General features: G+C 62.0%; 19 protein-coding genes, 1 tRNA gene and 5 pseudogenes. 11 read left to right on the plus strand and 14 right to left on the minus strand.

Annotated elements, in window-relative coordinates; all coding sequences use genetic code 11:
• The first annotated feature begins 24 nt into the window (after positions 1-24).
• Positions 25-1509, plus strand: coding sequence for a DUF3999 domain-containing protein (locus P0D89_RS25085; RefSeq protein ID WP_408362308.1), 1485 nt, complete (start codon positions 25-27; stop codon positions 1507-1509).
• A gap of 218 nt (positions 1510-1727) precedes the next feature.
• Here P0D89_RS25085 and P0D89_RS25090 read toward each other — a convergent pair whose 3' ends face one another.
• Together P0D89_RS25090 and P0D89_RS25095 are read right to left on the minus strand one after the other, a co-directional pair.
• The gene (locus P0D89_RS25090) at positions 1728-2180 is read right to left on the minus strand and encodes a MarR family winged helix-turn-helix transcriptional regulator (RefSeq protein ID WP_408362307.1); all 453 of its coding nucleotides are present in this window, start codon (positions 2178-2180) and stop codon (positions 1728-1730) included.
• 63 nt (positions 2181-2243) lie between these two features.
• Positions 2244-3389, minus strand: a complete 1146-nt coding sequence (locus P0D89_RS25095; protein WP_408362306.1) for a glycerate kinase — start codon at positions 3387-3389, stop codon at positions 2244-2246.
• Positions 3390-3906: 517 nt separating this feature from the next.
• On the opposite strand from P0D89_RS25095, the gene tig reads away from it, so the two are divergent.
• From tig to P0D89_RS25135, 8 genes and pseudogenes are all read left to right on the plus strand, one after another.
• Complete coding sequence (tig, locus tag P0D89_RS25100) at positions 3907-5253, plus strand: trigger factor (RefSeq protein ID WP_408362305.1); 1347 nt, start codon at positions 3907-3909, stop codon at positions 5251-5253.
• Positions 5254-5456: 203 nt separating this feature from the next.
• Positions 5457-6110 carry an ATP-dependent Clp endopeptidase proteolytic subunit ClpP gene (clpP, locus tag P0D89_RS25105; RefSeq protein WP_007182010.1) on the plus strand — a complete coding sequence of 218 codons (654 nt, stop codon included), beginning with the start codon at positions 5457-5459 and terminating at the stop codon, positions 6108-6110.
• A 182-nt stretch (positions 6111-6292) separates the two neighbouring features.
• Positions 6293-7564, plus strand: a complete 1272-nt coding sequence (clpX, locus tag P0D89_RS25110) for an ATP-dependent Clp protease ATP-binding subunit ClpX (protein ID WP_007182009.1) — start codon at positions 6293-6295, stop codon at positions 7562-7564.
• Positions 7565-7764: 200 nt separating this feature from the next.
• Positions 7765-10185, plus strand: a complete 2421-nt coding sequence (gene lon, locus P0D89_RS25115; protein WP_408362304.1) for an endopeptidase La — start codon at positions 7765-7767, stop codon at positions 10183-10185.
• Between the two features lie 349 nt (positions 10186-10534).
• Positions 10535-10807, plus strand: coding sequence for an HU family DNA-binding protein (locus P0D89_RS25120; RefSeq protein WP_201640641.1), 273 nt, complete (start codon positions 10535-10537; stop codon positions 10805-10807).
• An 82-nt stretch (positions 10808-10889) separates the two neighbouring features.
• Positions 10890-10965: transfer RNA gene (locus P0D89_RS25125), tRNA-Val, on the plus strand.
• A gap of 206 nt (positions 10966-11171) precedes the next feature.
• A complete protein-coding gene (locus P0D89_RS25130) occupies positions 11172-11609 on the plus strand; it encodes an Arm DNA-binding domain-containing protein (RefSeq protein WP_408362303.1) in 438 nt (145 codons plus the stop codon).
• Positions 11510-11737, plus strand: a pseudogene (locus P0D89_RS25135) (phage integrase central domain-containing protein); the annotation flags it as partial. The gene P0D89_RS25130 and the pseudogene P0D89_RS25135, both read left to right, overlap by 100 nt.
• Before the next feature lie 60 nt (positions 11738-11797).
• On the opposite strand, the pseudogene P0D89_RS25140 reads toward P0D89_RS25135, so the two are convergent.
• The 4 genes and pseudogenes from P0D89_RS25140 to P0D89_RS25155 form a co-directional block, all read right to left on the minus strand.
• Positions 11798-12097: pseudogene (locus tag P0D89_RS25140) on the minus strand (IS110 family transposase); the annotation flags it as partial.
• A 158-nt stretch (positions 12098-12255) separates the two neighbouring features.
• Complete coding sequence (locus P0D89_RS25145; RefSeq protein WP_408377406.1) at positions 12256-15309, minus strand: efflux RND transporter permease subunit; 3054 nt, start codon at positions 15307-15309, stop codon at positions 12256-12258.
• Positions 15310-15321: 12 nt separating this feature from the next.
• Positions 15322-16473, minus strand: coding sequence for an efflux RND transporter periplasmic adaptor subunit (locus tag P0D89_RS25150; RefSeq protein ID WP_408362301.1), 1152 nt, complete (start codon positions 16471-16473; stop codon positions 15322-15324).
• 107 nt (positions 16474-16580) lie between these two features.
• Positions 16581-18086, minus strand: coding sequence for an efflux transporter outer membrane subunit (locus tag P0D89_RS25155; RefSeq protein ID WP_408362300.1), 1506 nt, complete (start codon positions 18084-18086; stop codon positions 16581-16583).
• Positions 18087-18131: 45 nt separating this feature from the next.
• On the opposite strand from P0D89_RS25155, the pseudogene P0D89_RS25160 reads away from it, so the two are divergent.
• Positions 18132-18529, plus strand: a pseudogene (locus P0D89_RS25160) (hypothetical protein); the annotation flags it as partial.
• Positions 18530-18623: 94 nt separating this feature from the next.
• On the opposite strand, the pseudogene P0D89_RS25165 reads toward P0D89_RS25160, so the two are convergent.
• The 7 genes and pseudogenes from P0D89_RS25165 to pdhA form a co-directional block, all read right to left on the minus strand.
• A pseudogene (locus P0D89_RS25165) lies at positions 18624-18824 on the minus strand (DDE-type integrase/transposase/recombinase); the annotation flags it as partial.
• A 176-nt stretch (positions 18825-19000) separates the two neighbouring features.
• Positions 19001-19744, minus strand: coding sequence for an acetoacetyl-CoA reductase (gene phbB / locus P0D89_RS25170; protein WP_408362299.1), 744 nt, complete (start codon positions 19742-19744; stop codon positions 19001-19003).
• Positions 19745-19889: 145 nt separating this feature from the next.
• Positions 19890-20456 carry a TIGR01841 family phasin gene (phaP, locus tag P0D89_RS25175; protein WP_408377408.1) on the minus strand — a complete coding sequence of 189 codons (567 nt, stop codon included), beginning with the start codon at positions 20454-20456 and terminating at the stop codon, positions 19890-19892.
• Positions 20457-20709: 253 nt separating this feature from the next.
• Positions 20710-20907 (minus strand): hypothetical protein, encoded by a 198-nt coding sequence (locus P0D89_RS25180; RefSeq protein ID WP_408362298.1) that lies wholly within the window; start codon positions 20905-20907, stop codon positions 20710-20712.
• A 590-nt stretch (positions 20908-21497) separates the two neighbouring features.
• The gene (locus P0D89_RS25185) at positions 21498-22613 is read right to left on the minus strand and encodes a dihydrolipoamide acetyltransferase family protein (RefSeq protein ID WP_408362297.1); all 1116 of its coding nucleotides are present in this window, start codon (positions 22611-22613) and stop codon (positions 21498-21500) included.
• A 4-nt stretch (positions 22614-22617) separates the two neighbouring features.
• A complete protein-coding gene (locus tag P0D89_RS25190; protein WP_408362296.1) occupies positions 22618-23598 on the minus strand; it encodes an alpha-ketoacid dehydrogenase subunit beta in 981 nt (326 codons plus the stop codon).
• Entirely contained in the window at positions 23591-24676 is a 1086-nt protein-coding gene (pdhA, locus tag P0D89_RS25195; RefSeq protein WP_408362295.1) for a pyruvate dehydrogenase (acetyl-transferring) E1 component subunit alpha, read from the minus strand. The genes P0D89_RS25190 and pdhA overlap by 8 nt, the downstream gene beginning before the upstream one ends.
• 473 nt (positions 24677-25149) lie before the next feature.
• Between pdhA and P0D89_RS25200 the strand changes: the two are divergent.
• Positions 25150-25618 (plus strand): annotated as a pseudogene (locus tag P0D89_RS25200) (YbhB/YbcL family Raf kinase inhibitor-like protein).
• Between the two features lie 145 nt (positions 25619-25763).
• Here P0D89_RS25200 and P0D89_RS25205 read toward each other — a convergent pair.
• On the minus strand, positions 25764-25971 hold a 208-nt coding region (locus P0D89_RS25205), incomplete at its 5' end, for a 3-keto-5-aminohexanoate cleavage protein (protein WP_408362294.1).

The raw sequence follows: 25971 nt of genomic DNA on the forward strand, positions 1-25971 counted from the left end.
GGTTGTGCTCCCGGAAACTGCGCAATGAAGCGTCTCTTGAGACTGACCGGCGGGTGCCTGGCGCTCGCAGCCCTATGGACCTCGGCGCCCGCTGCGGCCGCCGATGCTTTCGCGCGGCATTTCGCGCTCCAGCTCGAAGACGGCGCCGCGTTTTACAGCGTGACGCTGTCAGCTCCCGTGTATGAGGCCAGCCGCCGCGGCGATCTCGGCGATCTGCGCGTCTTCAACGGCGCCGGCGAAGCCGTGCCATATTCGCTCGACGCGCCGCGCGAGCCCGCGCGCATTCCGCCGGCCCTGCGCCAGGTGCGCTGGTTTCCGTTGTCGTCCGCCGCTACGGGCGACAATGGCCCGCCGCCCGGGGTCGCAATGTCGGCCGACGGATCGTTGCGCGCGACCTCGGCCCCGCCGCCGCGCGCCCAACACGATGTGGACCTGATCGATGCCGGGCGCGCGGCGCGGGCCGGCCGCGTCGGGGCGTTGCTCGTGCATCTGCGTGACGACAACTACCAGGGTCGCGTGCGCGTCGAGGCCAGCGACGATTTGCGTCATTGGCAGCCAGCGGGTGATGCGCAACTGCTCAAGGTCAACTACAACGGCAGCACCCTGAGCCAGGACCGGATCGAACTGGACGGCGTTCACGTGCGTTACCTTCGCTTGCACTGGCTCGACGGCGCGCCGTATGTCGATTCGATTGATGCTGAGGTGCTGGCGGCTGGCGTCGATGCTGCGCGCCGTGCGGACATGAAGCGGGAATGGCGCAAAGGCCTCGTCGCTCAGGCCGGCGTGAAGCCCGGCGAATATTTCTTCTCGACGGGCCGGCCGTATCCGGTCGACCGCTTGGTCATCGGTTTGCCGCAGCCCAATACGGTGGCGCCGGCGATCGTCTACTCGCGGGCGGGTCTGAACGCGCCGTGGCGGGAGGTCGCCCACGCGACGCTGTTCCGCTTGCATAACGGCGAGGTGGAACAGAGTAACGCTGCACTCGAATTGAAGCCCGACACGGATCGTCAATGGCGCGTGGTGGTCGACACGCGCAACGGTGGAGTCGGCGTTGGTGCATTGACGGTTGCGGCGGGCTGGCATCCGGCGACGCTGACTTTCGCCGCGCAGGGGGACGAGCCGTTCACGCTGGCGGTGGGGAGCGCGGCGACGACGTCGGCGGCGGTCAGTCGCGACGTATTGTTGAAGGACGCGTCGTCGGTTGTCGCGACGGCGCGCCTCGGCGATGCGCCGCACGTTGTGCAGCAGACGGGTGCGCCGCCCGTGGCCGGCGATCCGGCGGTGTTGCGCCGCTATTTGCTATGGGCAGCTTTGGCGCTGGCGGTGGGTTCGCTCGGGGTGATCGCCTGGTGGCGCGCGCGCGTTGTGCAAACGCGGGCCGGTCAGGTGGCCGGTGGGTTGCCGGGTGGCGCCGGTACGGTGGGGACTGCGACTGACAACGCGGAAATTGCTGGTGGCGATGCAGATGGGCCCAGCAACGAAAAGGGACCTGGCAACGAAAAGGGGTGATTTTGGCGCTCGGGCGACAGCGCCGCGAAAAGCCGCGGCGTCGCTGAAGCGGGCGTTACTTACTTGCCAACTGCGAGCGGTGCGAGCACCGGCTGCGTCTTTTAGCCGATAGGTTTACGAATCAATCTCCAGACACAACGACGCTGAAGCAAGCGGCGCCAGCGCCAGCAGCGGCCCGTAAGCAAATCAACACAGCAGCGCTGCGCACCCGCCACGCATCATTGCGCGCGCGCTGTCATCGTCTCGATGACCTTGTCGAGCGCAGCGCCGAATGCGGCCTTTTCCTGCTCGTCGAGACAGTCGAACATATCGCCGTTCCACTTGCGCGCGATCGGCATCACCTTCCGGTATAGCGCACGGCCGTCCGGTGTCAGCGAAATCAGCACCACACGGCCGTCTTCGGCGCTCGGCTGGCGTTGCACGAGTCCCTGCCGGATCATCGCTTCGGCCGCGCGGCTCGCCTGGCTTTTGTCGAGATTGGCGTGCCTCGCCAGATCCATGATCGAGAACGGGCCGAACGAGCCCACCGACGCAATTACCCGTGCCTCAGGCAGGCTCACGCCGAGCTTCGCCTGATAGCGCTCGCTGATGCCACGCTCCGCGAGTTTGTTCAGCACATGCAGCCGGTACGTGAGGAATTGTTCGAGCCCGGCTTTAACGGAGTCCTTCATGGTCATCCCGAGGTGAGTGGAGCGGTCGCGGCGCTGTGATTGTTGCCGCAACCGTCCCGCCGGTCAACGCGTGCCGTATTTGAGGCGCGTCAGTTGTTCGGCCTCGTTGGCGAGCAGGCGGGCCGCGTCGCTAATCGCGACTTCTAGCGTGATCGGGCCGGGCGCCGGCGAGAAGCAACCGCTGAAGTGTTCGGCGAGGCGCGGCAAGGCCGCTGAATCGACCGCACCGGACAGCAGCGTGGCGGGCACACCGGCCGCTTGCGCATGACGGCAGGCGATGAAGGGCGCCTTGCCGTGCAGCGTTTGCACGTCCGAGCGGCCTTCGCCGGTAATCAGCCAGTCCGCGCCCGTGAGCGCGGCGTCGAGACCGATCTGCCGCGCAACCGTTTCCGCCCCCGGCTCGAACTGCGCGCCGAGCATGTGCAGCGCGAAGCCGAGGCCGCCGGCTGCGCCCGCGCCTGGCAGCTCGCGCGCGGTGCGCCCAAGCGCGGCTTCGAGCAGGTCGGCGAAGCGGGCGAGGGCGGCGTCGATCGCCGCCACCTGATCCGGCTTGACGCCCTTTTGCGGACCGAATACCGCGGTCGCACCGTGCTCGCCGGTCAGCGGGTTGTCCACGTCCGACATGCCTACGAACTGCGCGTCCGCGAGCCGGGCGTCGAGTTGCGAAACGTCGACGCGCACAACCCGCGCGAGCTGTTCAGGCGTGCCATCGAGTTCGTTGTCGTGCGCGTCGAACAGTTTGAGGCCGAGGCCGGTCAGCAGGCCGGCGCCGCCGTCGTTGGTGCTGCTGCCGCCCAGCGCGACGAAAAAGCGTCGCACGCCGGCATCCAGCAGCGCGCGAACCGCCTCGCCCATCCCGCGCGTGCTGCGCGCTTCGACCGGCACACCCATCCCCACCGGATCCGTGATGCCGACGATCTCGGCCGTTTCAATGATCGCGCTGCCGTCCGCGAGCAGGCCGGTCAGCGCTTCGCGCAGCGGACCGGCCGCGCCGCGCACGTTCAGCTTGCGGCGTTCGCCCCCGCTCGTGAGCATCGCGTCGAGCGTGCCTTCGCCGCCGTCGGCCATCGGACAGATGCGCACGCTGGCGTCGGGCCGGGCGCGCTGGATGCCCGTCGCGATCGCCTGCGCGACCTGTTCCGCGCTAAGCGAGCCTTTGAAGGAATCGGGAGCAATGACGACGACAGGCGAGGACGACGAATTCGGCATGGTGTCTCTGAATGGTTGGACTCGTTGCGAGGACGGGGATTGGATACGGGCGCAGCCCCGAGCGCGTGCGTTAGCTTATCAGCATGGGCGCGCCGACTGAATATGTCGGACGGCATAGCCGGAATCGTCAGCGGCGAAGCGCGCGCCGCCCGCGGCCTGCCGATGACGTGCGAGCTGCGCAGTGCCGGTGAACCGGCTGCGCGAGCCGGACGCGCACAAGCAGCGAAAGGCGCCGGCAACCCCGCAAACGGACGGAGGAGTCCGTGCGTACCCTGGAAGGAAACCGCGCCGAAACAGCCCGGAAAGCCGCCGGAATGCCGATAAAAACGCGCGCATTCATCGAATCCCGGCTAGGCGCGCAAATAGTTTGCTAAAATATTCGGCTCTTTGGACCCAACCGTGCTGCCGGCGGCCTGCAAGCCCGCGGCGCAGGCGCGCAATCGACGCGAAGCGACGTCGAAAAGCGGCACGGAGAAGATAACTGATTCGCTCGAATAATTTTAGGACGATTGAAGCCATGGCTAACGTTGTTGAAAACCTCGGCAAGCTCGAACGCCGCGTAACGATTTCCCTGCCGAAGGACGCCGTGCAGAAGGAAGTGGACTCGCGTATCCGTCAACTCGCGAAGAACGTGCGCATGCCGGGCTTCCGCCCGGGCAAGGTGCCGCTCAAGATGGTGACGCAACAGTATTCGGGTCAGGTGGAAGCCGAAGTGCTGAGCGACAAGGTCGGCAAGGAATTCTTCGACATCAGCCGCGCCGAAAACCTGCGCGTCGCCGGCCAGCCGAGCTTCGCGCCGAAGACCGACGCGGTTGAAGGCGACTACGCGTTCGACGCAACCTTCGAGGTGTACCCGGAAGTGAAGCTGGGCGATGTCGCGACGGCTGAAATCGAGCGCACCACGACCACCATCAGCGAAGCGGAAATCGACCGCACGCTGGAAATCCTGCGCAAGCAGCGCGTGCATTTCCACGCTCGCGGCGAAGCCGGCGAGCACGGCGACGGCGGCGCGGACACGGCTGCGAAAGAAGGCGATCGCGTGACGGTCGACTTCGTCGGCAAGATCGACGGTGAAGTGTTTCAGGGCGGCAGCGCGGAAGACTTCGCGTTCGTGCTGGGCGAAGGCCGCATGCTGCCGGAATTCGAAAAGGCGGCGCAGGGCCTGAAGGGCGGCGAGTCGAAGGAATTCGATCTGGCCTTCCCCGAGGACTACCACGGCAAGGACGTGGCAGGCAAGACGGCGCAATTCACGATCACGATGAAGAAGATCGAATGGCCGCACCTGCCGGAAATCGACGCTGATTTCGCGAAGTCGCTCGGCATTGAAGACGGCGATCAGACCAAGATGCGCGCCGAGATCAAAGACAATCTCGAACGCGAAGCGAAGCGCCGCACGCAAGCCATCGTCAAGAATCAGGTGATGGACGCGCTGCTGAAGATTTCGGAACTCGACGTGCCGAACGCGCTGATCGAACAGGATCAGGAGCGCCTCGTCGCAATGGCTCGTCAGGATCTGGAGCAACGTGGCGTGCCGAACGCCAAGGACGCACCGATCCCGGCCGCGATGTTCAAGGAACAGGCAGAGCGCCGCGTCAAGCTGGGCCTCGTGCTGGCCGAACTGGTCAAGGCCAACGAACTACAAGCGAAGCCGGAGCAGATTCGCGCCGAAGTCGACGAATTCGCGAAAAGCTACGAAGACCCGAAGGAAGTCGTCCGCTGGTATTATTCAAACCAGCAACGTCTTGCTGAAATGGAAGCGTACGTCGTTGAAGCTAACGTCGTCGAATTCGTGCTCGGCAAGGCCAAGGTGACGGACAAGGAAGTGAGCTTCGAAGAACTGGCAAGCGCAACGGCGCAAGCGTAAGTGTTGCTGCAACGGCGTGCCGGCTGTCGGAGCGACGGCCAGCACGCCGTTTTTTTGTGCTGTTTTGGTGCTGTTAATGTGCACTACGCGTTGCGTTCTTTAGCACGACGCGTTCGTACTGATCGCGCACTTGAATACGGGCTCGCCGCACACACCTGTCTAGCGTCCAATATCCAGAATATTTCCAGACAAGGATCCATTGCATGACCTTTCGCGCCCAAATGCTGGACACGTTGACCTCCCAGTCGTCCCGGGATCTCGAAGCGCAGGCGCTCGGACTGGTGCCGATCGTCGTGGAAACGAGCGGCCGGGGCGAGCGCTCGTATGACATTTACTCTCGTCTTCTGAAGGAACGCATTGTGTTCCTGGTAGGTGAAGTGAACGACCAGACGGCCAATCTCGTCGTCGCGCAGATGCTATTCCTCGAGAGCGAGAATCCGGACAAGGACATCAGCTTCTACATCAACAGCCCCGGCGGCTCGGTGTCGGCGGGCATGGCGATCTACGACACGATGCAGTTCATCAAGCCGGACGTCTCCACGCTGTGCATGGGTCTTGCGGCCAGCATGGGCGCGTTCCTGCTGGCAGCGGGTGCAAAGGGCAAGCGTTTCGCGTTGCCGAATTCGCGCGTGATGATCCACCAGCCGCTCGGCGGTGCGCGCGGTCAGGCGTCGGACATCGAAATCCAGGCGCGCGAAATTCTGTATTTGAAGGAGCGGCTGAATCATCTGCTCGCGCACCATACGGGCCAGCCGGTCGAGCGCATCGCGCGCGACACCGACCGCGACAACTTCATGTCCGGCGACGACGCGCAAGCGTATGGACTGGTTGACCAGGTCGCGCACAAGCGTCCTTGATCTGGTGCGGCTTTGCCCCAAATTGGGGCGAAGCCGTCGGCGGATCTGTTGTGAAATAATCGAGAATCGTCCGAGCGCCTGCGGCAAGCGCCGTCACCTTGGCTCAAGTCCCGCCGCGCCCAACTGCGAGGCGGGGGCAAACGGCGTATCATGTAATTGAGTGTCCGGAGGCTCACACATCTATGGCGGACAAAAAAGGTTCTAACAGCGAAAAGCTGTTGTATTGCTCGTTTTGCGGCAAGAGCCAGCATGAAGTCAAGAAACTGATTGCCGGCCCGTCGGTGTTCATCTGCGATGAATGTATCGACCTGTGCAACGAAATCATTCGTGACGAAGCTGCCGGCGCGGGTATCGAGGCGGGCTTGTCCAAGTCCGATCTGCCGAGCCCGCAGGAAATCCGTGAAATCCTCGACCAGTACGTGATCGGTCAGGAACGCGCGAAGAAAATCCTCGCGGTCGCGGTGTACAACCACTACAAGCGCCTGAAGCATCTCGACAAGAAGGACGAGATCGAGCTGTCCAAGAGCAACATCCTGCTGATCGGACCGACCGGCTCCGGCAAGACGCTGCTCGCGCAGACGCTCGCGCGCCTTCTGAACGTCCCGTTCGTGATCGCCGATGCGACCACATTGACGGAAGCCGGCTATGTCGGCGAAGACGTCGAGAACATCATCCAGAAGCTGCTGCAGAACTGCAATTACGAAGTCGACAAGGCCCAGCGAGGCATTGTCTACATCGACGAAATCGACAAGATCAGCCGCAAGTCGGACAACCCGTCGATCACCCGCGACGTGTCGGGCGAAGGCGTGCAGCAGGCTTTGCTGAAGCTGGTCGAAGGCACGATGGCGTCGGTGCCGCCGCAGGGTGGCCGTAAGCATCCGAATCAAGACTTTATCCAGGTCGACACCACCAACATTCTTTTCATTTGTGGCGGCGCGTTCGACGGGCTCGAGAAGGTCATCGTTGATCGTACCGAGAAGACCGGCATTGGTTTCGGCGCGAGCGTAAAGAGCAAGCAGGACCGTGACGCCGGCGAAGTGCTGCGCGAAGTGGAACCGGAAGATCTGATCAAGTTCGGCCTGATTCCGGAACTGATCGGCCGTCTGCCGGTGGTTGCCACGCTCGGCAAGCTGGACGAAGTGGCTTTGATGAAAATCCTCGTCGAACCGAAGAATGCATTGGTGAAGCAGTACCACAAGCTGTTCAACATGGAACGCGTCGAGCTCGAGATTCGCCCGGCGGCGTTGCAGGCCGTGGCGCGCAAAGCAATCCGTCGCAAGACGGGCGCGCGGGGCTTGCGTTCCATCCTGGAACAAGCGTTGCTTGACGTGATGTACGACCTGCCGCAAATGAAAGGTGTCAGCAAGGTCATCATCGACGACAACGTGATCGACGGCGACGGCAAACCGCTACTGATTTACGAAGACGCGCCCAAGGTGGCGGGTTCGAACTGATCGGCTTTCGGGTACCGCAAAAAAGCCGTTCATGGCGACGTGAACGGCTTTTTCGTTTATCGTGTGGTCAGCATGGTTGTTTTCACTATGGAGTCACTGAACCTTCGGAGTCACTGAACTTTTCCCACACGCGGAGGCTTGCAATATTTTCTGCTGGCCTCACCTATCGAACGAACTGATTCCACTCATGGGGAAATGAAATGTCAGGAACCCAACTCCTCCCGCCGGAACGCATTACGCTCCCGCTGCTCCCGCTGCGCGACGTAGTCGTCTTCCCGCACATGGTGATTCCGCTCTTCGTAGGCCGCCCGAAGTCGATCAAGGCTCTCGAAGCAGCGATGGAAGGCGGCAAGCACATCATGCTCGTCGCCCAGAAAACGGCTGCGAAAGATGAGCCGACCGAAAAGGACATGTACGAAGTAGGGTGTGTTGCCAACATCCTGCAAATGCTGAAGCTGCCCGACGGCACGGTGAAGGTGCTCGTCGAGGGTTTGCAGCGCGCGAAGACCCTTTCCATCGAAGAACAGGAAACGCAGTTCTCGTGCGAAGTCATGCCGCTCGAACCCGACCACGCCGACAGCGCTGAAACCGAAGCGCTGCGTCGCGCGATCGTGTCGCAGTTCGACCAGTATGTGAAGCTGAACAAGAAGATCCCGCCGGAGATCCTGACGTCGCTGTCGGGTATCGACGAAGCCGGGCGTCTGGCCGACACGATCGCGGCACATCTGCCGCTCAAGCTCGACCAGAAGCAACACATCCTCGAGATGTTTCCGGTAATCGAGCGACTCGAGCATCTGCTCGCGCAACTCGAGGCCGAGATCGACATCCTGCAGGTCGAAAAGCGCATCCGTGGGCGCGTGAAGCGTCAGATGGAGAAGAGCCAGCGCGAGTACTACCTGAACGAACAGGTCAAGGCGATCCAGAAGGAACTCGGCGAAGGCGAAGAAGGTGCGGACCTCGAAGAACTCGAGAAGCGCATCACGGCTGCCCGCATGCCGAAGGAAGCCAAGAAGAAGGCCGACGCCGAACTGAAGAAACTCAAGTTGATGTCGCCGATGTCGGCTGAAGCGACGGTCGTGCGCAACTATATCGACACGCTGATCGGCTTGCCGTGGCGCAAGAAGAGCAAGGTCAATAACGACCTCTCGAATGCGGAACGCGTGCTCGACGAAGACCACTTCGGTCTCGAGAAGGTGAAGGAACGCATTCTCGAGTATCTCGCGGTCCAGCAACGTGTCGACAAGGTCAAGGCGCCGATCCTCTGCCTCGTTGGGCCTCCGGGTGTCGGTAAGACGTCGCTGGGTCAGTCGATCGCTCGCGCGACGAACCGCAAGTTCGTGCGTATGGCGCTCGGCGGCGTGCGCGATGAAGCCGAGATTCGCGGTCACCGTCGGACGTACATCGGTTCGATGCCCGGCAAGATTCTGCAAAGCCTGACCAAGGTCGGCGTGCGCAATCCGCTCTTCCTGCTCGACGAAGTCGACAAGATGGGCCAGGATTTCCGCGGCGATCCGTCGTCGGCGTTGCTCGAAGTGCTCGATCCGGAACAGAATCACACGTTCGCCGATCACTACGTCGAAGTGGACTTCGATCTGTCGGACGTGATGTTCGTGGCGACGTCGAACTCGCTGAACATTCCGCCGCCATTGCTCGACCGGATGGAAGTGATCCGTCTGTCGGGTTACACGGAAGACGAGAAGGTCAGCATCGCGCAGCGTTATCTGTTGCCGAAGCAGAAGAAGAACAACGGCCTCAAGGATGGCGAGGTCGATGTGACGGAAACCGCGATCCGCGACATCATTCGTTACTACACGCGCGAAGCGGGTGTGCGTTCGCTCGAGCGTGAAATTTCGAAGATCTGCCGCAAGGTCGTGAAGATGCTTCTGCTTAAGAAGGCGGAAGGCGCGGTGAAGGTGGACGGCAGCAATCTCGACACCTTCCTCGGCGTGCGCAAGTATGACTTCGGTCTGGCTGCGAAGGAAAATCAGGTGGGCCAGGTTACAGGTCTCGCGTGGACGGAAGTCGGCGGCGATCTGCTGACCATCGAAGCCGCGGTGATGCCGGGTAAGGGCAATGTGATCCGCACGGGTTCGCTCGGCGACGTGATGAAGGAATCCGTCGAAGCAGCGCGCTCGGTCGTGCGCTCGCGTTCGCGTCGTCTTGGCGTCAAGGACGAAGCGTTCGAGAAGCAGGACATTCACATTCACGTGCCGGAAGGCGCTACGCCGAAGGACGGTCCTTCGGCCGGTATCGCGATGACGACCGCGCTGGTGTCGGTATTGACCGGTATTCCGGTGCGTGCCGACGTCGCGATGACGGGCGAAATCACGTTGCGTGGCGAAGTCCTGCCGATCGGCGGCCTGAAGGAAAAGCTGCTGGCGGCGCATCGCGGCGGCATCAAGCTGGTGCTGATTCCGGAAGAAAACGTCAAGGACTTGACGGAGATTCCGGACAACGTGAAGAACGCGATCGAAATCGTGCCGGTCCGCTGGATCGACAAGGTGCTCGAACTGGCGCTCGAACGTGTGCCGCAAGCGTTGCCGGAAGAAGAGCCCAAGCCTGCTACACCTGTTGCGACGGAGTCGGGCAAAGACGCCGCCACGGAGTTCGTGAAGCACTAATCAGACTGAAGCAATTGGCAGCGAAAGTGGTTGCTGAACAAAAACCCGCGGTCTAGGCCGCGGGTTTTTTCTTGTCCGCGCGATCTTGGGACCGCGTCTCGTAGCTCGCGTTTTCCCATCTTTTGAGTAATGCGCGCGGTCTGTGCCGCCCGATTGCATGCGTATTGATTGCAAGCAATATCTGGTGGTAAGAATCCTCTTAAAAAACGCCTCGAATCAGGCTCAACCCGGCTTGACACAACGGTTTCGGCCCATTCTAATGAGGCGGCTCGGCGTTACCCGCCAGCCGCGTGATGCCAGGTGCTAAAGAGCACTATCGCGATTGCCATAAACATTCTCGGGGGTTGGAATGAACAAGACGGAATTGATCGATCACATTGCACAGCAAGCCGACATTTCGAAGGCTGCGGCAGGCCGTGCACTCGATGCAGTGATCGGTGGCGTCAAAGGTACGTTGAAGAAAGGCGGTTCGGTCACGTTGGTCGGTTTTGGCACGTTCGCGGTCGGCAAACGGACCGCCCGCACGGGACGCAATCCGCGCACCGGTGCTGAGATCAAAATCAAGGCAGCGAAAGTTCCTAAATTTAGGCCTGGTAAAGCTCTGAAGGATGCGCTAAACTAACGGGCTTGCTGCTTGAGAAATGTCAGGTAGCGAACTCAAGTAGGAAATTCAGCAGTAAGCAGAAGCACAGTGAATCGGAAATGGGTGCTTAGCTCAGTTGGTAGAGCGGCGCCCTTACAAGGCGTAGGTCGGGAGTTCGAGCCTCTCAGCACCCACCATTTCGTTTCACGATTAGCGTCCAAGCAGGTCCGAAGAGAACTGCTGCAGTACACAGAAACCCGCGTGGCTATTGGCTCCGCGGGTTTTTTATTGCTTGTTGCAGATCAATAGACGTCCGGCAAAGGCCAGCGAAAGCTGGCCTTTTATCGTTGTACTTTTCGTTGTATTTTGACTCCTGTGCCCTCCACTGGTCACGTAGCCAACGATGGCTCGCTCTCCACTCCACCAACTCACACGGCTCGAGATCGTCAACGCGAAAGCGGCTGTCAAGCCTCACACGTTGTCGGATGGCGGCCGCCTTTACATTCTGATCAAGCCGGACGGAGCGAAGCTTTGGCGATGGAATTACGATTTCGCCGGCAAGACCAAAACGATGGCGCTAGGCGGGTGGCCAGAGGTTTTGGAAAAAGAGAGGCTCACGCTACTGGCCGCGAACTGCTGCGACAGGGGATTGATCCGATGCAACGCAGGCGAGAGGCGAGAGGCGAAGGCTCAAGCCACGTTTAACGCCGACGCGACCTTTGAAGCAGTGGCAAAGTCTGGATCAGGGAGCAGAAAGCGCACTGGTCGGCGGACTATCTGGACAAGATCGGGCGGCAGCTTGCGAAGAACGTCTATCCGTGGCTCGGCAATCGCCCGATAGCCCAGATCGCTACACCAGAGTATGTCGAAATAGTCGATCGGGCTCGCGATCGAGGCGTGGTCGACACGGCCAGGCGGGTGCGGGAAACCTGTAATTGCGTGTTTCGACATGCAGTTGAGAATGGGCTTCTAAAGTCATCGGAGAATCCGGCGACCGATCCTGGAGTGGGGGTGTCAGAACGCCGCCCGTGCAGCACAGATTGCTTCGGCGCAAGCGGCATCGGTCTTGTTGCTCTTTACGTAAGGTCGTACGAACTGCGGGGCGATCAGACGCACGGTGTGCCCGAGCTTGGCGAGCTCCCGGCCCCAGTAGTGTGACGACCCACATGCTTCCATGCCGACCACGCACGGTTCAAGCTTTGCGAAATACCGGAGTACTTCTGTGCGTCTCAAACTGCTTGCGGGCAACAAGGTGGCCTTGCGGATCCACGGCGTGAAGCTGCAACAAATTCTTTGCGCCAGATCCAATCCAACAGTTGCTACCTTCATGATGAACGCTCCTTTGTCGTGGACGTCACGACTCGCCCACTTTGGCATGAATCTCGCGCCGCTTAGCGGGAGTCGTCCATCACATCAGAGCCCGATTCTGGACGTCTGTTCGGTAACCGCAACCTGACCGTTGAAGTCCATCTATAGCGTGCCAGGCGCTAACCCGCCTTCGGCGCACCAGCTACCTGATGATGATCGGCGGCGAGAAACATATACATCGCAGGCACCACGAACAAAGTAAAGAGCGTGCCGATCGACATCCCCGTGAAGATCACGAGTCCCATCGCATTGCGGCCCGCCGCACCTGCGCCCGAGGCGATCACGAGCGGCACGACGCCGAGCACCATTGCGGCCGTCGTCATCAGGATCGGCCGCAGCCGCACACCCGCGGCTTCCTCCACGGCCTCACGCTTCGAGCGGCCGGCGCGTTGCAGTTCGTTGGCGAACTGCACGATCAGGATGCCGTGTTTGCTGACTAGCCCCATCAGCGTGACGAGCCCGACCTGCGTGTAGATGTTCAACGTCGTCAGGCCGACGTTGATGAAGATGAGCGCGCCGAACAGCGCCATCGGCACCGAAATCAGAATCACGATCGGGTCGCGGAAGCTTTCAAATTGCGCCGCGAGCGCGAGGAACACGATGATCGTCGCGAACATCAGCGTGATGACGAAGCCGCCGGACTCCTGCACGAACTGCCGCGATTGCCCCGAGTAATCCGCCGAATACCCTGCTGGCGCAACCTGCACGGTCGCCTTGCGCAGGAAGTCGAGTACCTCGCCTTGCGACACGCCGGGCACGATCACGCCGGAGATCGTCGCCGAGTTCAACTGCTGGAAGTGGTTGATCGATTCCGGCACGACGCTGTGTTCGAGGTGCGCCACCGTCGACGCCGGAATGACGCTGCCGTCCGGCGTGCGCAAATAGTAGTCGAGCACTTGCGAAGGGTTCAGACGGTCGGTCTGCAACACCTGCGGAATCACCTTGTACGAGCGGCCGGCGATCGAGAAGTAGTTGACATAGCCACCCCCGAGCGCCGAGCCGAGCGCCTGCCCGACGTCGCTTTGCGAGAGCCCGAGCGAGGCGACCTTGTCGCGGTCGACAACGAGCGTGGCTTCCGGCTTGTCGAGCTTGAGATCGCTATCGACGAAGAAAAACATACCGCTCTCGCGGGCTTGCTGCAGGACTGCTTGCGATACCTCGTTGAGATTTTCGAAGATCTCGGTCGTGCTGATGACGAACTGCACCGGCAAGCCCTGCGAGCCAGGCAACGGTGGAAACTGGAACGCCGCGACGCGCGCGCCGGCAATCTGATTCCATTTCTGCTGCAATTCCTGCTGTAATACGGTCGCGTTCTTGCTGCGCTGGTCCCATGTCTTGAACAGCACGCCGCCGATCCCCTGGTTGAGCGTCGGCGCGCCAGTAAGCTGGAACATCTGCGCGTATTCGGGAAGCGTCTTCGAGATGTTGAACACCTGGTCCGCGTACGTCTGCATCTGCTGGATGGTCGCGTTCGGCGGCCCCTGGATCTGCGACAGCACGATCCCCTGATCCTCCTGCGGTGCGAGCTCCGATTTCGACGTCATGAACAGGTAGACCGTGCCGCCGAGCAGCAGCGCGCCCATCAGTGTGAATACGGGCCAGGTGTCGAGCGTGCCGCGCAGCAGACGGCCATAGACGCGATGCACGCGTTCGAACTGGCGGTCGACGAAGCGCGCGAAGCGCCCGGACTCCTGCTCCGCGCGGAAGAAACGCGAGCACATCATCGGCGACAGGGTTAGCGCGATCACGCCGGACACCGCCACCGCGCCGGCCAGCGTGAAGGCGAACTCGGTGAAGAGCGCGCCCGTCAGGCCGCCCTGGAAGCCGATCGGCGCATACACGGCGATCAGCACGATGGTCATCGCGAGGATCGGGCCGCCGAGTTCGCGCGCGGCGATCAGCGCGGCATCGAAGGGCGCCTTGCCTTCCTGCTTCATGTGCCGATCGACGTTTTCGACGACGATGATCGCGTCGTCCACCACGAGCCCGATTGCCAGCACGAGCGCGAGCAGCGTCAGCAGATTGATCGAATAGCCGAGCACCTGCATCACGAAGAACGTGCCGATCAGCGACAACGGCATCGCGATCAGCGGCACGATGACCGCGCGGAAGCTGCCGAGGAATAGAAAAATCACCACTGTGACGATCAGCAGCGCCTCGACCAGCGTTTTGATGACTTCGGCGATTGCCGTGTTGACGAAATCGGTGGCGTCATAAACGATGTCGCCCGTCATGCCGATCGGAAACTGCTTCTGCAGATCGGGGAAGACGGCCTTCACGCGCTTCGCCACATCGAGGATGTTGGCGTCCGGCGCGACCTTGATGCCGATGAACACCGAGCGCTTGCCGCTGAACGCAACGTTGAAGTCGTAGCTGTCGGCGCCAAGCACGACGTTCGCGACATCTTCGAGCCGCACGATCGCGCCGTTCTTCTGCTTGACGGCGAGTTGCCTGAAGTCGTCGACGGTATGCAAGTCCGTACCCGCGTTCAGGTCGATGCTGACCATTTGCCCTTTCGTCGTGCCGAGCGTCGCGAGGTAGTTGTTGTTGCCAAGCGCCGTGAAGACGTCGGCCGCCGTCACGCCGTGCGCGGCGAGCCGCGCCGAATCGAGCCATACGCGCATCGCGAACTGCCGCCCGCCGAGCACTTCGGCCGTCTGCACGCCTTCGATCGAATCGAGCTTCGGCTTGACCACGCGCAGCAGGTAATCGGTGACGTTGTTGCTCGGCAGCACGCTGCTGTAAAAGCCCATGTACATCGCGTCGGTGGTCTGCCCGGTCTGCACCGTCAGCACCGGTTGCTGCGCCTGCGGCGGCAGCTGGTTGCGCACCGAGCCGATCTGCGTGTTGATCTCGGTCAGCGCGTGGTTCGCGTCGTAGTTCAGGCGCAGCGTCGCGGTAATGGTCGACACGCCGGTGCTGCTCGTCGAGGACAGATAGTCGATGCCCTGCGCCTGAGCGATCGCCGCTTCGAGCGGCTGCGTGATGAAGCCGGCCATGGTGTCCGCGTTCGCGCCATAGTAAGCCGTGCTGATCGTCACGACGGCGTTTTCAGTCTGCGGATACTGGCTGACTTTCAGCACGGCCAGCGAGCGCAGCCCGAGCACGAGGATCAGCAGACTGACGACCGAGGCCAGTACGGGCCGGCGGATAAACAGATCGGTGAAGTTCATCGCGCGGTCTCTCTATTGTTCTTGAGGTGCCGGGTTCGGATTGTCCGCCGGCTGCACGCTGTTGTTGATGATGAGCGGCGTGCCGTTCTTGAGCTTGAGCTGGCCGCTCGTCACGACCTGCGTGCCGGCGTCGACGCCTTTGAGTATCGCCACCTGATCGCCGCGCGTCGGCCCCGGCGTCACGAACACCTGCTGCGCGACGGGCAGCGTTTTGCCCTGCGCGTCAGGCTGCGTGCCTGGCTTGACGATGAACACGGTCGCGCCATAGGGGTTGTAGGTGATGGCCGTTTGCGGCAGCGTCAGGTAGCGCTGTTGCGCGCCCGAGTCGATCTTCACGTTCGCATACATGCCCGGCAGCAGCTTGCGTTCGCGGTTGTCGACGCTCGCCTCGACCTGCACGTTGCGCGTGGCGTTGTCGACCTTCGGGCTGACCGACCGGATCTTGCCGACGAACGTCTGCCCGCTGTACGCATTGGTGTCGACCACCACCGGAGCGCCGATCGTGAGCTGGCCGAGCTGCTGTTGCGGCACGGAGAAATCGGCGTAGATCGGATCGATCGCTTGCAGCGTGACGATCGCGTCGCCCGGATTGATGTACTGCCCCGGATTGATCGAGCTGATGCCGAGGCGCCCCGCAAACGGCGCGCGAATGGTTTTCTTTTCGAGCAGCGCGACCTGTTGCGCGACTTGCGCCTTCTTGCCCTTCAGATCGGCGGCGTCCGCGTCGAGCTGCGCCTTCGCGATCGCCTTGATGTCGTACTGCGCCTTGTCGCGCTGGTAGACCGTCCCTGCGAGTTCTGCTGCCGCCTGTAGCGACTGGAGCAGCGCCACGTCGCTGTCGGCATTGAGTCTAACGAGAACCTGCCCGGCTTTCGTTTCCTGCCCTGAGCTGAACGCCACTTCGCGCACGAGGCCCGCGACTTCGGTGGTGACGTCGACGCCGCGCACCGCGCGCAGGCTGCCGACTGCCGCAAGCTGCGGCTGCCACGACTGATAGCTGGCGACCACCGTCGAGACGGTGGCGGGCGGCGCCGTGTTGGCCGCCATGAACCTGGCGAACATGTGCGCGCGGAACAGGTTGAAGCCGACGAGTGCGGCCAGCAGCAGGCCGACACAGATCAGCATGATTACCATCCGCTTTGTCATCGGTTTTCTTTCGGTCATCGAGATGTCCTTGTACGGCATTAGGCGAAGCGCCGGACGTTGCATTCCTTCGCTTCTGACAGCGCGTGTTGCTAAGAGCCGTGAAGCGAGTGTCCTGTCGGGCTATGTCAATGCGTGGCTGCTGCGTCGGCCGGCGCAGCTGCGTTCCACCAGCCGCCGCCGAGTGCCTGGAAAAGGGCCGCGGTGTCGGCGTAGCGCGATGCCTGGGCTTGCGCGAGGCTCACCACCGTTTGCTGGTACTGGCGTTGAGCAATGAGAAGCGCCAGGTAGCTCACTCCGCCGATGAGGTACTGCCCGCGCGTCAGCGCCAGCGTGTCGCTTGCGGCCTGCCATGCATCCGTCTGCGCTTTCAGGGCGGTCGCGTCGTGATCGAGCGCGCGCAGCGAGTCCGCGACGTTCTGGAACGCCAGCAGCACCGTTTCACGATATTGCGCGTCGGCCTGCTCGTACGCCGCCTCGGCCGCGCGCTTCTGCGCGCTCAGTTGCCCGCCGTGGAAGACCGGCTGCAGCAGACCAGCGCCCAGGCTCCATATCGTGCTGCCTGCCTTGAACACCTGTGCCGGCGTCAGCGCCTCGGCACCGTAGCTGGCGGACAGTGTGATCTGCGGATACATCGCCGCGGTCGCCACGCCGATTTGCGCGCTGGCCTGATGCAGCACGGTGTCGGCGGCGAGGATATCGGGCCGCTGCCGCACCAGTGCCGACGGGAGACTAACCGGTAGCGTCCCGGGCAACGAAAACATGTCGAGCCTGAATTCAGGCAAGGCAGCATTGTTGGGCAGTTGGCCGGCCAGCACGGCGAGCTGGTGACGCACCTGGTCGAGTTGTTGGTGCAGCGGCGGCAGCGTTGCGCGGGTCTGCGCCACCAGGGTCTGCTGCGCGAGCACCTCCGTACGGCCCACGCCCCCCAGGTCGAACTGTTTGCCGAGTACGACCAGTTGCTCATCTTCTTCCGCGACGATCCGCTCGGTTGCCTCGATCTGTGCGCGCAATGACGCTTCCTTGACGGCTGCGGTCACAATGTTGGCCGACATCGCGAGATAGGCGGCCTGTAACTGGAAGCGCTGGTAATCGACTTGCGCGTGCAACGCTTCGAGTTCGCGCCGCGCGCCGCCGAACACGTCGAGTTTGTACGACACGTTCACCGATGCGTTGTAGAGATTGAACTCATCGATGAGTCCGGGCTGGCCGAACGCGATGCCGTTCAACTTTTCGCGCGTGGCGCCAAGTTGCGCGTCGACGCTGGGCAGAAGGGTGCCACCGGCTTGCGCCGAGAAGTTTTCGCGCGCCTGCCGCAATGCGGCTTGCGCCGCGGCGATGTTCGGGCTGTTCACGAGGGCCTGACGGATCAGCGCATCGAGCGGCTCGCAATGAAAGAGGGCCCACCAGGTGGCGGGAATGTCCGCTCCCGGCACAAATCGCTGCGGCAAGCCGGCAGCCCCCGGAGAGGAGGCTGTCTGCTCAGGCAGCGGTGAGGCGGTGTAGGTGTCGGTGGCTGGCGCGGGCGGCGTGCGGTAGTCGGGACCAACCATGCAGCCGGCTACTGCGGCACAGCCGCATAGCACGACGCACAGGCGGCGCCGCCGGACAAAACGCTGGTTAACGTCCATCATCGATCCACCTTATATCGCCTGCGTTTAGCCTAAACGAGGGAGCGGATGCGGATATTCAGGCAACGTTTCATTGCGATCGATCCAGGCAAGCATTGCTTTCGCCTCCACGGTTCAGGATGCGAACGGCAAGGCCGTGTTTCGCTGAGTCAGCGTAACCTACCCGGTGAGGCAGGGCGGACCATGTGAAGCTTGGGCGCAAGCAACTGATTGAATTCCTCGCGGCATTCAAGGCCTGCACCGTCGTCATGGAAGCATGCGCTGATTCTCATCACATGGCGCGCGAGGTGACCACATTCGGCCACGAAGTCAAACTGATTTCGCCACAGTTCGTGCGGCCATTCGTCAAGTCAAACAAGAATGATTTCGTCGATGCCGAAGCGATCTGCGAAGCAGCTTCGCGACCGGCAATGAGGTTTGTGACGCCGAAGACGGAATCGCAGCAGACCGGCGGGAAGGTCAACCTTCTCGGGATCTGCCGGCGTGGCGACAAAAACGTCAGGCGGCTCCTGGTCTTGGCGCCCGAGTCTACATGCGTGGCCGGTCAAGCGCACGGTAAAGATAAAGCCGCTTGCCACGGATTTTCAGGTAAGTTTCGTCGACTCGGCACGACTGGCCGGCTTCCGTAGCAAAGCGATTCCAGCCCTTAACGAACTCCGGCGTGAACCGCTTGACCCAACGGATGATCGTCGTGTGCGCCAGAGGAAGGCCACGTTCGAACATCATCTCGAGCAGATCGCGCAGTTACTCATCTGTTTGCTCTGAGAACCCCAAAACCCTGAGCCTAACCCAAGGCCCTCATTTTTGTATCAGAGCCCGTCGATCCACGAACGCAGGTTTCTACCGCCATCAATGTTATGCAGTGAACCGGCCGCAGGCCAGTTCACCTCTATCGCCCAGTGGCGTGCCGGATTGCTTCACTGCAGGTGCTGGCCGCCATTGATCGCAATGTTCGCCCCCGTCACGAACGCCGCTTCACGCGAGCACAAATACAGGACGAGCGCCGCCACTTCGTCCGGCTGCCCGAGGCGACCGACCGGAATCTGCGGAATGATCTTGCTGTCCAGAATGTCCTGAGGCACCGCCGTGACCATCTTCGTGGCGATATAGCCGGGAGAGATCGTATTGACGGTGATGCCTTTCTTCGCCACTTCGAGCGCCAGTGACTTCGTGAAGCCATGCATGCCGGCTTTGGCGGCCGCATAGTTCGTCTGACCGAAACCGCCCTTGCAGCCGATGATCGACGACACGTTGATAATGCGGCCCCAGCCTCGTTCAACCATGCTGTCGCACCACGGCTTCGTCATGTTGAACACCGAGTCGAGATTGGTGCGGATCACCGCATCCCAGTTGACTTTGTCGAGCTTCCGGAAGCCCGCATCCCGTGTGATGCCGGCGTTATTGATCAGGATATCGACTGGACCGACTTCCGCCTTGATCCGTTGCGCGCATAGCTGGCATGAGTCGTAGTCGGCGACATCGACGGCATATGCGCGGAACTGCCGTCCATCGACCTCCATGCGGGCCAGCCATCGGTCCGCGCCGGTATTCTGCGGCGAGTAGGTGACCACGACGGCGTAGCCGGCATCATGCAGTCTGATGCTGATCGCTTCGCCGAGTCCGCCCATCCCGCCTGTGACCAGGGCAACCTGTTTCGTCATCTCACTTGTCTCCAGTAAAGAGAGGCGATCCTCGCCCGTGCAGACCGGCGATGTTCGCCCGATAGCCGGCCAGATACGCCAGCATCAATAGGATTCCTTCGTATGACGCAACTCACTGACGCGGGCGCTGGGGCGACTTCGGCGGTTATCGCCTGGCGCCCGCCGACGCTTGCTCGGCAGTGCGCCGGGCAGTTTTCGATGCAGCGGTCGCAACAGCGTCAAAGCTGCTTTCGGCGACTTGCACCGCCTGCTGACCGGTTTTCTGCAGAGTTTCGATCAGCGTATGGGTAGCGCCGATCGCCGACTTCCATCCAGCAATGGCGGCTTCGGAACCTGCCGGTGCGCTTCTGGCAACTTCCTCGACGAGCGTTTGTACCCGGCGGTTATACGCTTCGTATTGCGTCTGCGCGACCTGCGCGAATTCGCCGTTGGTGGCTGACACAATCTCGAACAACTGACGGCTGTACGACTGCGCTTTTTCTGTCGCCGGCGCAACGAGAGCGGCTTGCAGCGCGAGCCACTCTTGAGGATCCGTCACGGAGAACGCTTTCAGCGCGTTGTGCTGAGTTTCCGCCAGCGTCGACCGGATCGTTTTCAGACTCAGTTCGGCCAGCCTTTCCGCCCCCTCGATTACCTTGGTGGCCAGCCCGTAAGCGGCATCAACGTTGGCCTTCTGGGATGCTGCAATCTGCTCTGGGGTCAATAGATTCATCGCGAAACTCCTGAGGCGACCCGGCACCTTTTCGATTAATCGGATAGCAGTGCGGGGCGCGGTGGCCGTGTGGGTGGACTGGCGGGAAGCACGAGTGCAATGCGGACCGTGCATCGCACACGCCGGAACAATTCATAGTAGTACTGATTGCGTTAGTGGGTCACTTATTCCGGTGATAAGGAACCGCATTGCTTGCCGACGGAGGTGAGCGCTGGATTTTATGGGGAGGACAATGATCCGCTAATGAAAGTCATCAGCCGAACCGCGTCACAGCTTTGAGTATGGAAACGCCGTCGCTGGTTATCTGGGGGCGTTGTTGGCCGCACGGGAGTGCTTCCAATGCGACGAGTTGATGTTCGAGCAACATATCGAGATCTGCACGATCCAGCCCGAGTTGATCGGGAGCGTCCTTGACCAGCATCAAGGTTGCGAACTCATGAGGGCTCAGCATCTTTGTCTCCTGTTGATAGGTGTCAATTTGATGGAAAGCTCGACCGTTCTTGTGTGAGGAACGTGAATGCGTCTGGCGAAATGAGACTGTGTGCATGATTCACGCTAACCGGATGCCGACTGCGCGCCCGGGGAAGTCATCTTAATGTTTTCCTATCCACATAATCAATATGTGGGATTTAACTTTTTTCTTACGATTGTGTTCGTGCGGTGGGCCGCCACCTGTCCGTATGTGGACAGGCGGCCGGTCAGTAAAGCGTTTCAAGATATTCAGACGTACGGTTTGCCAGCTTGCCGCACGGTCGTTCGGGAGGGTAAACGACAGCTCATTTTGAACTGGGAATAGTAGAGAGATGGCTACGAGAATTCGGACAGTTCATGGAATGGAAAAACTAGGGGGTGAACCACTCTGCAATCCCTGTACCAACCGACATCAACGACAATCCGTGAAGACGTTCGGCTTCATGAATGGGATGGCCGTTCTCACGATGCGAAGCCCGGATTGGCAGGAGCGTGGACGGCACTGAGACAGCGGATCGTCAGCCATCTGATGCCGCCGATGCGAGAGAGCGTCCGAACACGCGAGCCCGGCTAATACGCCATCTGCAGATCCGCAATCGTCGCTGCAAGAAAACGCGCCGCCTCGCCGCCCGTGACGACCCGATGGTCGAATGTCAGACTCAGCGGCAAGATCCGATGCACGGCGGGAACGCCGGCTGCCGCCACGACCTGCTCGTGAATGCGCCCGGCTCCGAGAATCGCGACAGTCGGCGGCACAACAATAGGAGCCGCATATTTGCCGGCGATCATGCCGAAGTTCGACAGCGTGATCGTATTGCCGCGCAGTTCTTCCGGTGGGATCTTGCGTGCCCGGATGTCGGCGCGCATCCGGTCGAGCCCGCCGCGCAGATCCGCTGCGTCGCGCAGCGCGACGTCGCGTAATACCGGCACGAAGAGGCCATCCGGCAGATCGACTGCGATGCCAAGATCGATCTTCTCCAGCACGTGGCGCCGCCCCGCATGTCCGTCGAACCATGTGTTGAGCCCCGGTTCGGCACGGCATCCTGCCACCAGCGCGCGGATCAGCCGGATCGTGACATCGGTATGCGGCGGCCACGCATCAATGTCGGCGTCGTCGATGACAGTCGCCGCCGCCACTTCGCTCTGCGCGCGCGCCATGTTCTGCGCCATCGCGCGCCGCACGCCGCGCAGCACTTCGGGCGGCCCGAGCTCGGCGAGGACCTTCGCGACGCGCTGCACGTCAGCCGCCGTGATGACACCCTCCGGCCCAGATGGCGTCACCATCGCCAGATCGACATCCAGCTTGCGCGCGAGCGCCCGCGCCGCCGGGATCGCCTTGATCACGCCGACACCCGCACCCATGCCGCCGCCAGGCGCCGCCGGCGCTTCCTGCACTACATGCTGGCCGATCTCCATGTGGCCGACCACGGTGCCGGCATCGGCTTCGTCGCTCTCTCCTTCGAATGCGGCGAGCGGCGCGCCCAGATGCACGACGTCGCCCGGCTGGCCAAACAGCTTCGCGATACGGCCGGACTGAGGCGACGGAATCTCGACGATCGCTTTCGCCGTTTCGACCGACAACAGCGGTTGATCCGCGCGAACCTCTTCGCCGCTCCTGACGTGCCACTCGACGATCTCCGCTTCCTGCAAGCCTTCTCCGAGATCGGGCAGTTTGAAGACTTTCATGGCTTCACGACGCCTCCAGAGTCTGCCTGGCCGCGGCAACGATGCGCTCCGTGCCTGGCATATATTGATTCTCAAGTCGGTACAGCGGCACCACCACGTCATATCCGGTGACGCGCTGCACCGGCGCGAGCAGCGAGTACAGTCCGCGTTCGGCGATATTGGCGGCAATCTCCGCGCCAACCCCTCCGGTGCGCGAGCCTTCGTGCACGATCACACAGCGTCCGGTTTTCGCCACCGACGCGAGAATGGTGTTCATGTCGAGCGGTTTGAGCGTCGCCACGTCGATCACCTCGGCCATCACGCCTTCCTGTCCAAGCAGATCGGCTGCGGCCAGCACGTCCTGCAATGCTCCTCCCCAACTCACCAGGGTGACGTCCGACCCATCGCGCAACGTCAGGCAGCTGTCGAGCGGCAGCGCTTCGCCGTTATCCTCAACCGGCTGTCTGAAGAGCCGGTAGAGTCGCGTCGGCTCGAAGAAGATCACCGGGTCCGGGTCGCGGATTGACGCGAGCAGCAAACCGTACGCGCGTGCCGGAGACGACGGTGTCACGACACGCAATCCGGGGATGTGGGTGAACAATGCTTCAGGGCTTTCGGAATGATGCTCCGGCGCGTGAATCCCCGCGCCGCACGGCGCACGGATCACTAACGGGCACGTCAGCCGTCCGCGTGTTCGATGCCGCAGTCGCGACGCGTGATTCAGAACGTGATCGATGGCCGGATAGATGAACCCGCTGAACTGGATCTCCACGACCGGCTTCAGGCCCATCGCCGCCATGCCGATCGCGGTGCCGGCGATCGCGGTTTCAGCCAAAGGCGTATCGATCACCCGCTGCGCGCCGAATCGCGCCTGTAACCCGACCGTCGCGCGGAACACGCCGCCGTTCACGCCGATATCCTCGCCGAGCAGCACGACGGCTGGGTCGTGCGCGAGTTCGTAGGCGAGCGCCTGATTGAGCGCTTCGACCATGTTGAGGTCAGCCATGGCGGTTCCCCGCAGGAGGCGCGAATCCCTGCGCCATCGCCAGTTGTTCACGCATCGCCAACGGCAAGGTCTCGTACAGATGATCGAACATGGCGGATGTGTCCGGCGGCGCTACCGCCAGATACGCGTCGACGGCCTGCTCGACCTGCGCAAGACACGCGCGGCCGAGTTGCTCGTCCTGTGCCTTGTCCCAGGCGTTCATGCGCATCAGGTAAGTGCGCAAGCGCAGCAACGGTTCGTATGCCCATTGCTGGCTGAGGACCTCGGCGTCGCGATAGCGCGTTGCGTCATCGGCTGTCGTGTGATCGCCAAGGCGATAGCTGAGCGCTTCGATCAGCGTCGGGCCATCGCCGCGGCGAGCTTTGGCGAGTGCCGCGTGGACCACCTGGTGCATCGCGATCACATCGTTGCCGTCGACCTGGAGCCCATCGATTCCCGCAGCGATCGCTTTTTGTGCGAGCGTTTGTGCAGCGCTCTGGCGGCTGCGTGGCACCGAGATCGCCCACTGGTTGTTATTGACCACGAGGACAAGCGGCGCCTGCCAGACGCCGGCCATGTTCATTGCCTCGTAGAAGTCACCTTTGGACGTGCCGCCGTCGCCGAATATCGCCACCGCGACGCGCGGTTCGTGACGCAGCAGGAACGCGTAGGCCGCGCCGGCGGCATGGCACACCTGTGTGCCGATCGGCACACAGTTCGGAAAATCATGGCGGGGCACGCTGAAGTCGCTGCCGCGTTCGTCGCCGCCCCAATACAGCAGACTTTCCGTCATCGTGACGCCGCGCAGCAATTGCGCGGCGTGGTCGCGATACGAAGGAAACAGCACGTCGTCGGACTGCATCGCGCTGGCGACGCCGACGCCAATCGCCTCCTGGCCGACCGACGACGCGAAGGTGCCGAGCTTGCCAGTACGCTGCAGCGCGACCGCCTTCGTGTCAAAGGCACGTGTCAGCACCATCGCGCGATAGAGCGGAATCAGCGCCATCGGGTCCCGTGCGAAGGCAGGTAACGGCTGAACAGGCTCGCCATCGGGGCCAAGGTATTGCGTGTAGCCGATATGAAAACTGGCCGCGGTCATGACCGCCCTCCATGTTCATTCAGATATCGTATCCGTGCCGGAGTTCACGCGCACGAGCGCTACCGCACGAACACTGCTGCGCTTGCGCGAACTGAACGCTCGATTGTCGCGATGCACCATCGGATGGGCAGCCACGCGGCATCGGTCGGGTTTTCCAAATGCGTGCTGTCCGGCTCGGCGTATGCTTGCTGCGATCACGCACAGCCACTTTTGCTTGGGCGGAACTTATCTCACGACAAAAGCCTCGCTTCGATTTCCGTCGCGACTCGCGCAGAGCGCGCACCAACTAACGGCCGCGGTCAGGGACAGGGTACGAAGCGTGGCGACGAGCGACTTCAACGTGCCGGACACCACCTCAAGAGCTTTGAAAAAGCGGCTTGGGCATCGGCCCCGGGGCGCCGGTTGGGACTCTTGCTCTTCGCGTTGATTTTCCCACCGGACCGGCATTCACCATTGCCGCCGAGGAGCGCGCCATGACTCTCACGCTGACGTCGCAAGCCTTCCGGCAGAACGGGGAGAATTCCTCGCAACATACTTGCCAGGGCGCCGATGTTTCCCCGCTGCTCGCGTGGTCCGGCGTGCCCTCGAACGCAAAAAGCCCGGCGCGCTGATCGTCGACGACCCTGACGCGCCGAAAATGACCTGGGTCCATTGGGTGCTTTACAACATCCCGCCGACGGCAATCGGGCTGCCCGAGGGCGCTGCTGCGGGGGATTGCCGAGCGGCACACTCGAAGGCAGCAATGACTTCAGACGGACCGCTTACGGCGGCCCGTGGCCGCCCGTGGGACGCCACCGCTATTTCCATAAGCTGTGTGCACTCGACACCGTACGTCGCCTGGTAGCAGTTCACCAAACTCACCCAAGGTCCGTCCGATGTCCGAGAAGCTGTCGCGGTTTTGCGTTAGTGCGTCGTACCACCTTCAACGTGACAACGCCGTAGGTCGATATTAGCCTTTGCCGCGCCGGTGAGTTCGCCAATGCGGCAGCAGGTCGGGAGTGTCATCCACACGGCGTGAGACGTCGAATCCAGAAGGTTGGCGGCGGCAAGCCGGCCGTCGTCGTGGAGCAGGTGCCGTGCGGATCAATCAGGGTGTCAACTGCAAAAGGGCCCGCGCGTCAGCAACCGTTGCGACCGTACGTCCATATTCACCGCAAAGATCGGCAGCCTGTTTCACCAGTGCGGCATTGGAAGGGGCCAACGTATTTTTGTCGAGGCGCACGTTGTCTTCCAGACCAGTGCGGCAATGTCCGCCCATTTCAAGCGACCAGCGTACAAGTGTGAGCTGTTCGCGG

This window comes from Paraburkholderia sp. RL18-085-BIA-A, from assembly GCF_046027075.1.
Classification (GTDB): domain Bacteria; phylum Pseudomonadota; class Gammaproteobacteria; order Burkholderiales; family Burkholderiaceae; genus Paraburkholderia.

Excerpts from the sequence above, each read along its gene's own strand:
- P0D89_RS25085 (WP_408362308.1), top strand. The coding sequence starts at position 25 with ATGAAGCGTCTCTTGAGACTGACCGGCGGGTGCCTGGCGCTCGCAGCC.
- P0D89_RS25090 (WP_408362307.1), bottom strand. The coding sequence starts at position 2,180 with ATGAAGGACTCCGTTAAAGCCGGGCTCGAACAATTCCTCACGTACCGG.
- P0D89_RS25095 (WP_408362306.1), bottom strand. The coding sequence starts at position 3,389 with ATGCCGAATTCGTCGTCCTCGCCTGTCGTCGTCATTGCTCCCGATTCC.
- tig (WP_408362305.1), top strand. The coding sequence starts at position 3,907 with ATGGCTAACGTTGTTGAAAACCTCGGCAAGCTCGAACGCCGCGTAACG.
- clpP (WP_007182010.1), top strand. The coding sequence starts at position 5,457 with ATGACCTTTCGCGCCCAAATGCTGGACACGTTGACCTCCCAGTCGTCC.
- clpX (WP_007182009.1), top strand. The coding sequence starts at position 6,293 with ATGGCGGACAAAAAAGGTTCTAACAGCGAAAAGCTGTTGTATTGCTCG.
- lon (WP_408362304.1), top strand. The coding sequence starts at position 7,765 with ATGTCAGGAACCCAACTCCTCCCGCCGGAACGCATTACGCTCCCGCTG.
- P0D89_RS25120 (WP_201640641.1), top strand. The coding sequence starts at position 10,535 with ATGAACAAGACGGAATTGATCGATCACATTGCACAGCAAGCCGACATT.
- P0D89_RS25130 (WP_408362303.1), top strand. The coding sequence starts at position 11,172 with ATGGCTCGCTCTCCACTCCACCAACTCACACGGCTCGAGATCGTCAAC.
- P0D89_RS25145 (WP_408377406.1), bottom strand. The coding sequence starts at position 15,309 with ATGAACTTCACCGATCTGTTTATCCGCCGGCCCGTACTGGCCTCGGTC.
- P0D89_RS25150 (WP_408362301.1), bottom strand. The coding sequence starts at position 16,473 with ATGACCGAAAGAAAACCGATGACAAAGCGGATGGTAATCATGCTGATC.
- P0D89_RS25155 (WP_408362300.1), bottom strand. The coding sequence starts at position 18,086 with ATGATGGACGTTAACCAGCGTTTTGTCCGGCGGCGCCGCCTGTGCGTC.
- phbB (WP_408362299.1), bottom strand. The coding sequence starts at position 19,744 with ATGACGAAACAGGTTGCCCTGGTCACAGGCGGGATGGGCGGACTCGGC.
- phaP (WP_408377408.1), bottom strand. The coding sequence starts at position 20,456 with ATGAATCTATTGACCCCAGAGCAGATTGCAGCATCCCAGAAGGCCAAC.
- P0D89_RS25180 (WP_408362298.1), bottom strand. The coding sequence starts at position 20,907 with ATGCTGAGCCCTCATGAGTTCGCAACCTTGATGCTGGTCAAGGACGCT.
- P0D89_RS25185 (WP_408362297.1), bottom strand. The coding sequence starts at position 22,613 with ATGAAAGTCTTCAAACTGCCCGATCTCGGAGAAGGCTTGCAGGAAGCG.
- P0D89_RS25190 (WP_408362296.1), bottom strand. The coding sequence starts at position 23,598 with ATGGCTGACCTCAACATGGTCGAAGCGCTCAATCAGGCGCTCGCCTAC.
- pdhA (WP_408362295.1), bottom strand. The coding sequence starts at position 24,676 with ATGACCGCGGCCAGTTTTCATATCGGCTACACGCAATACCTTGGCCCC.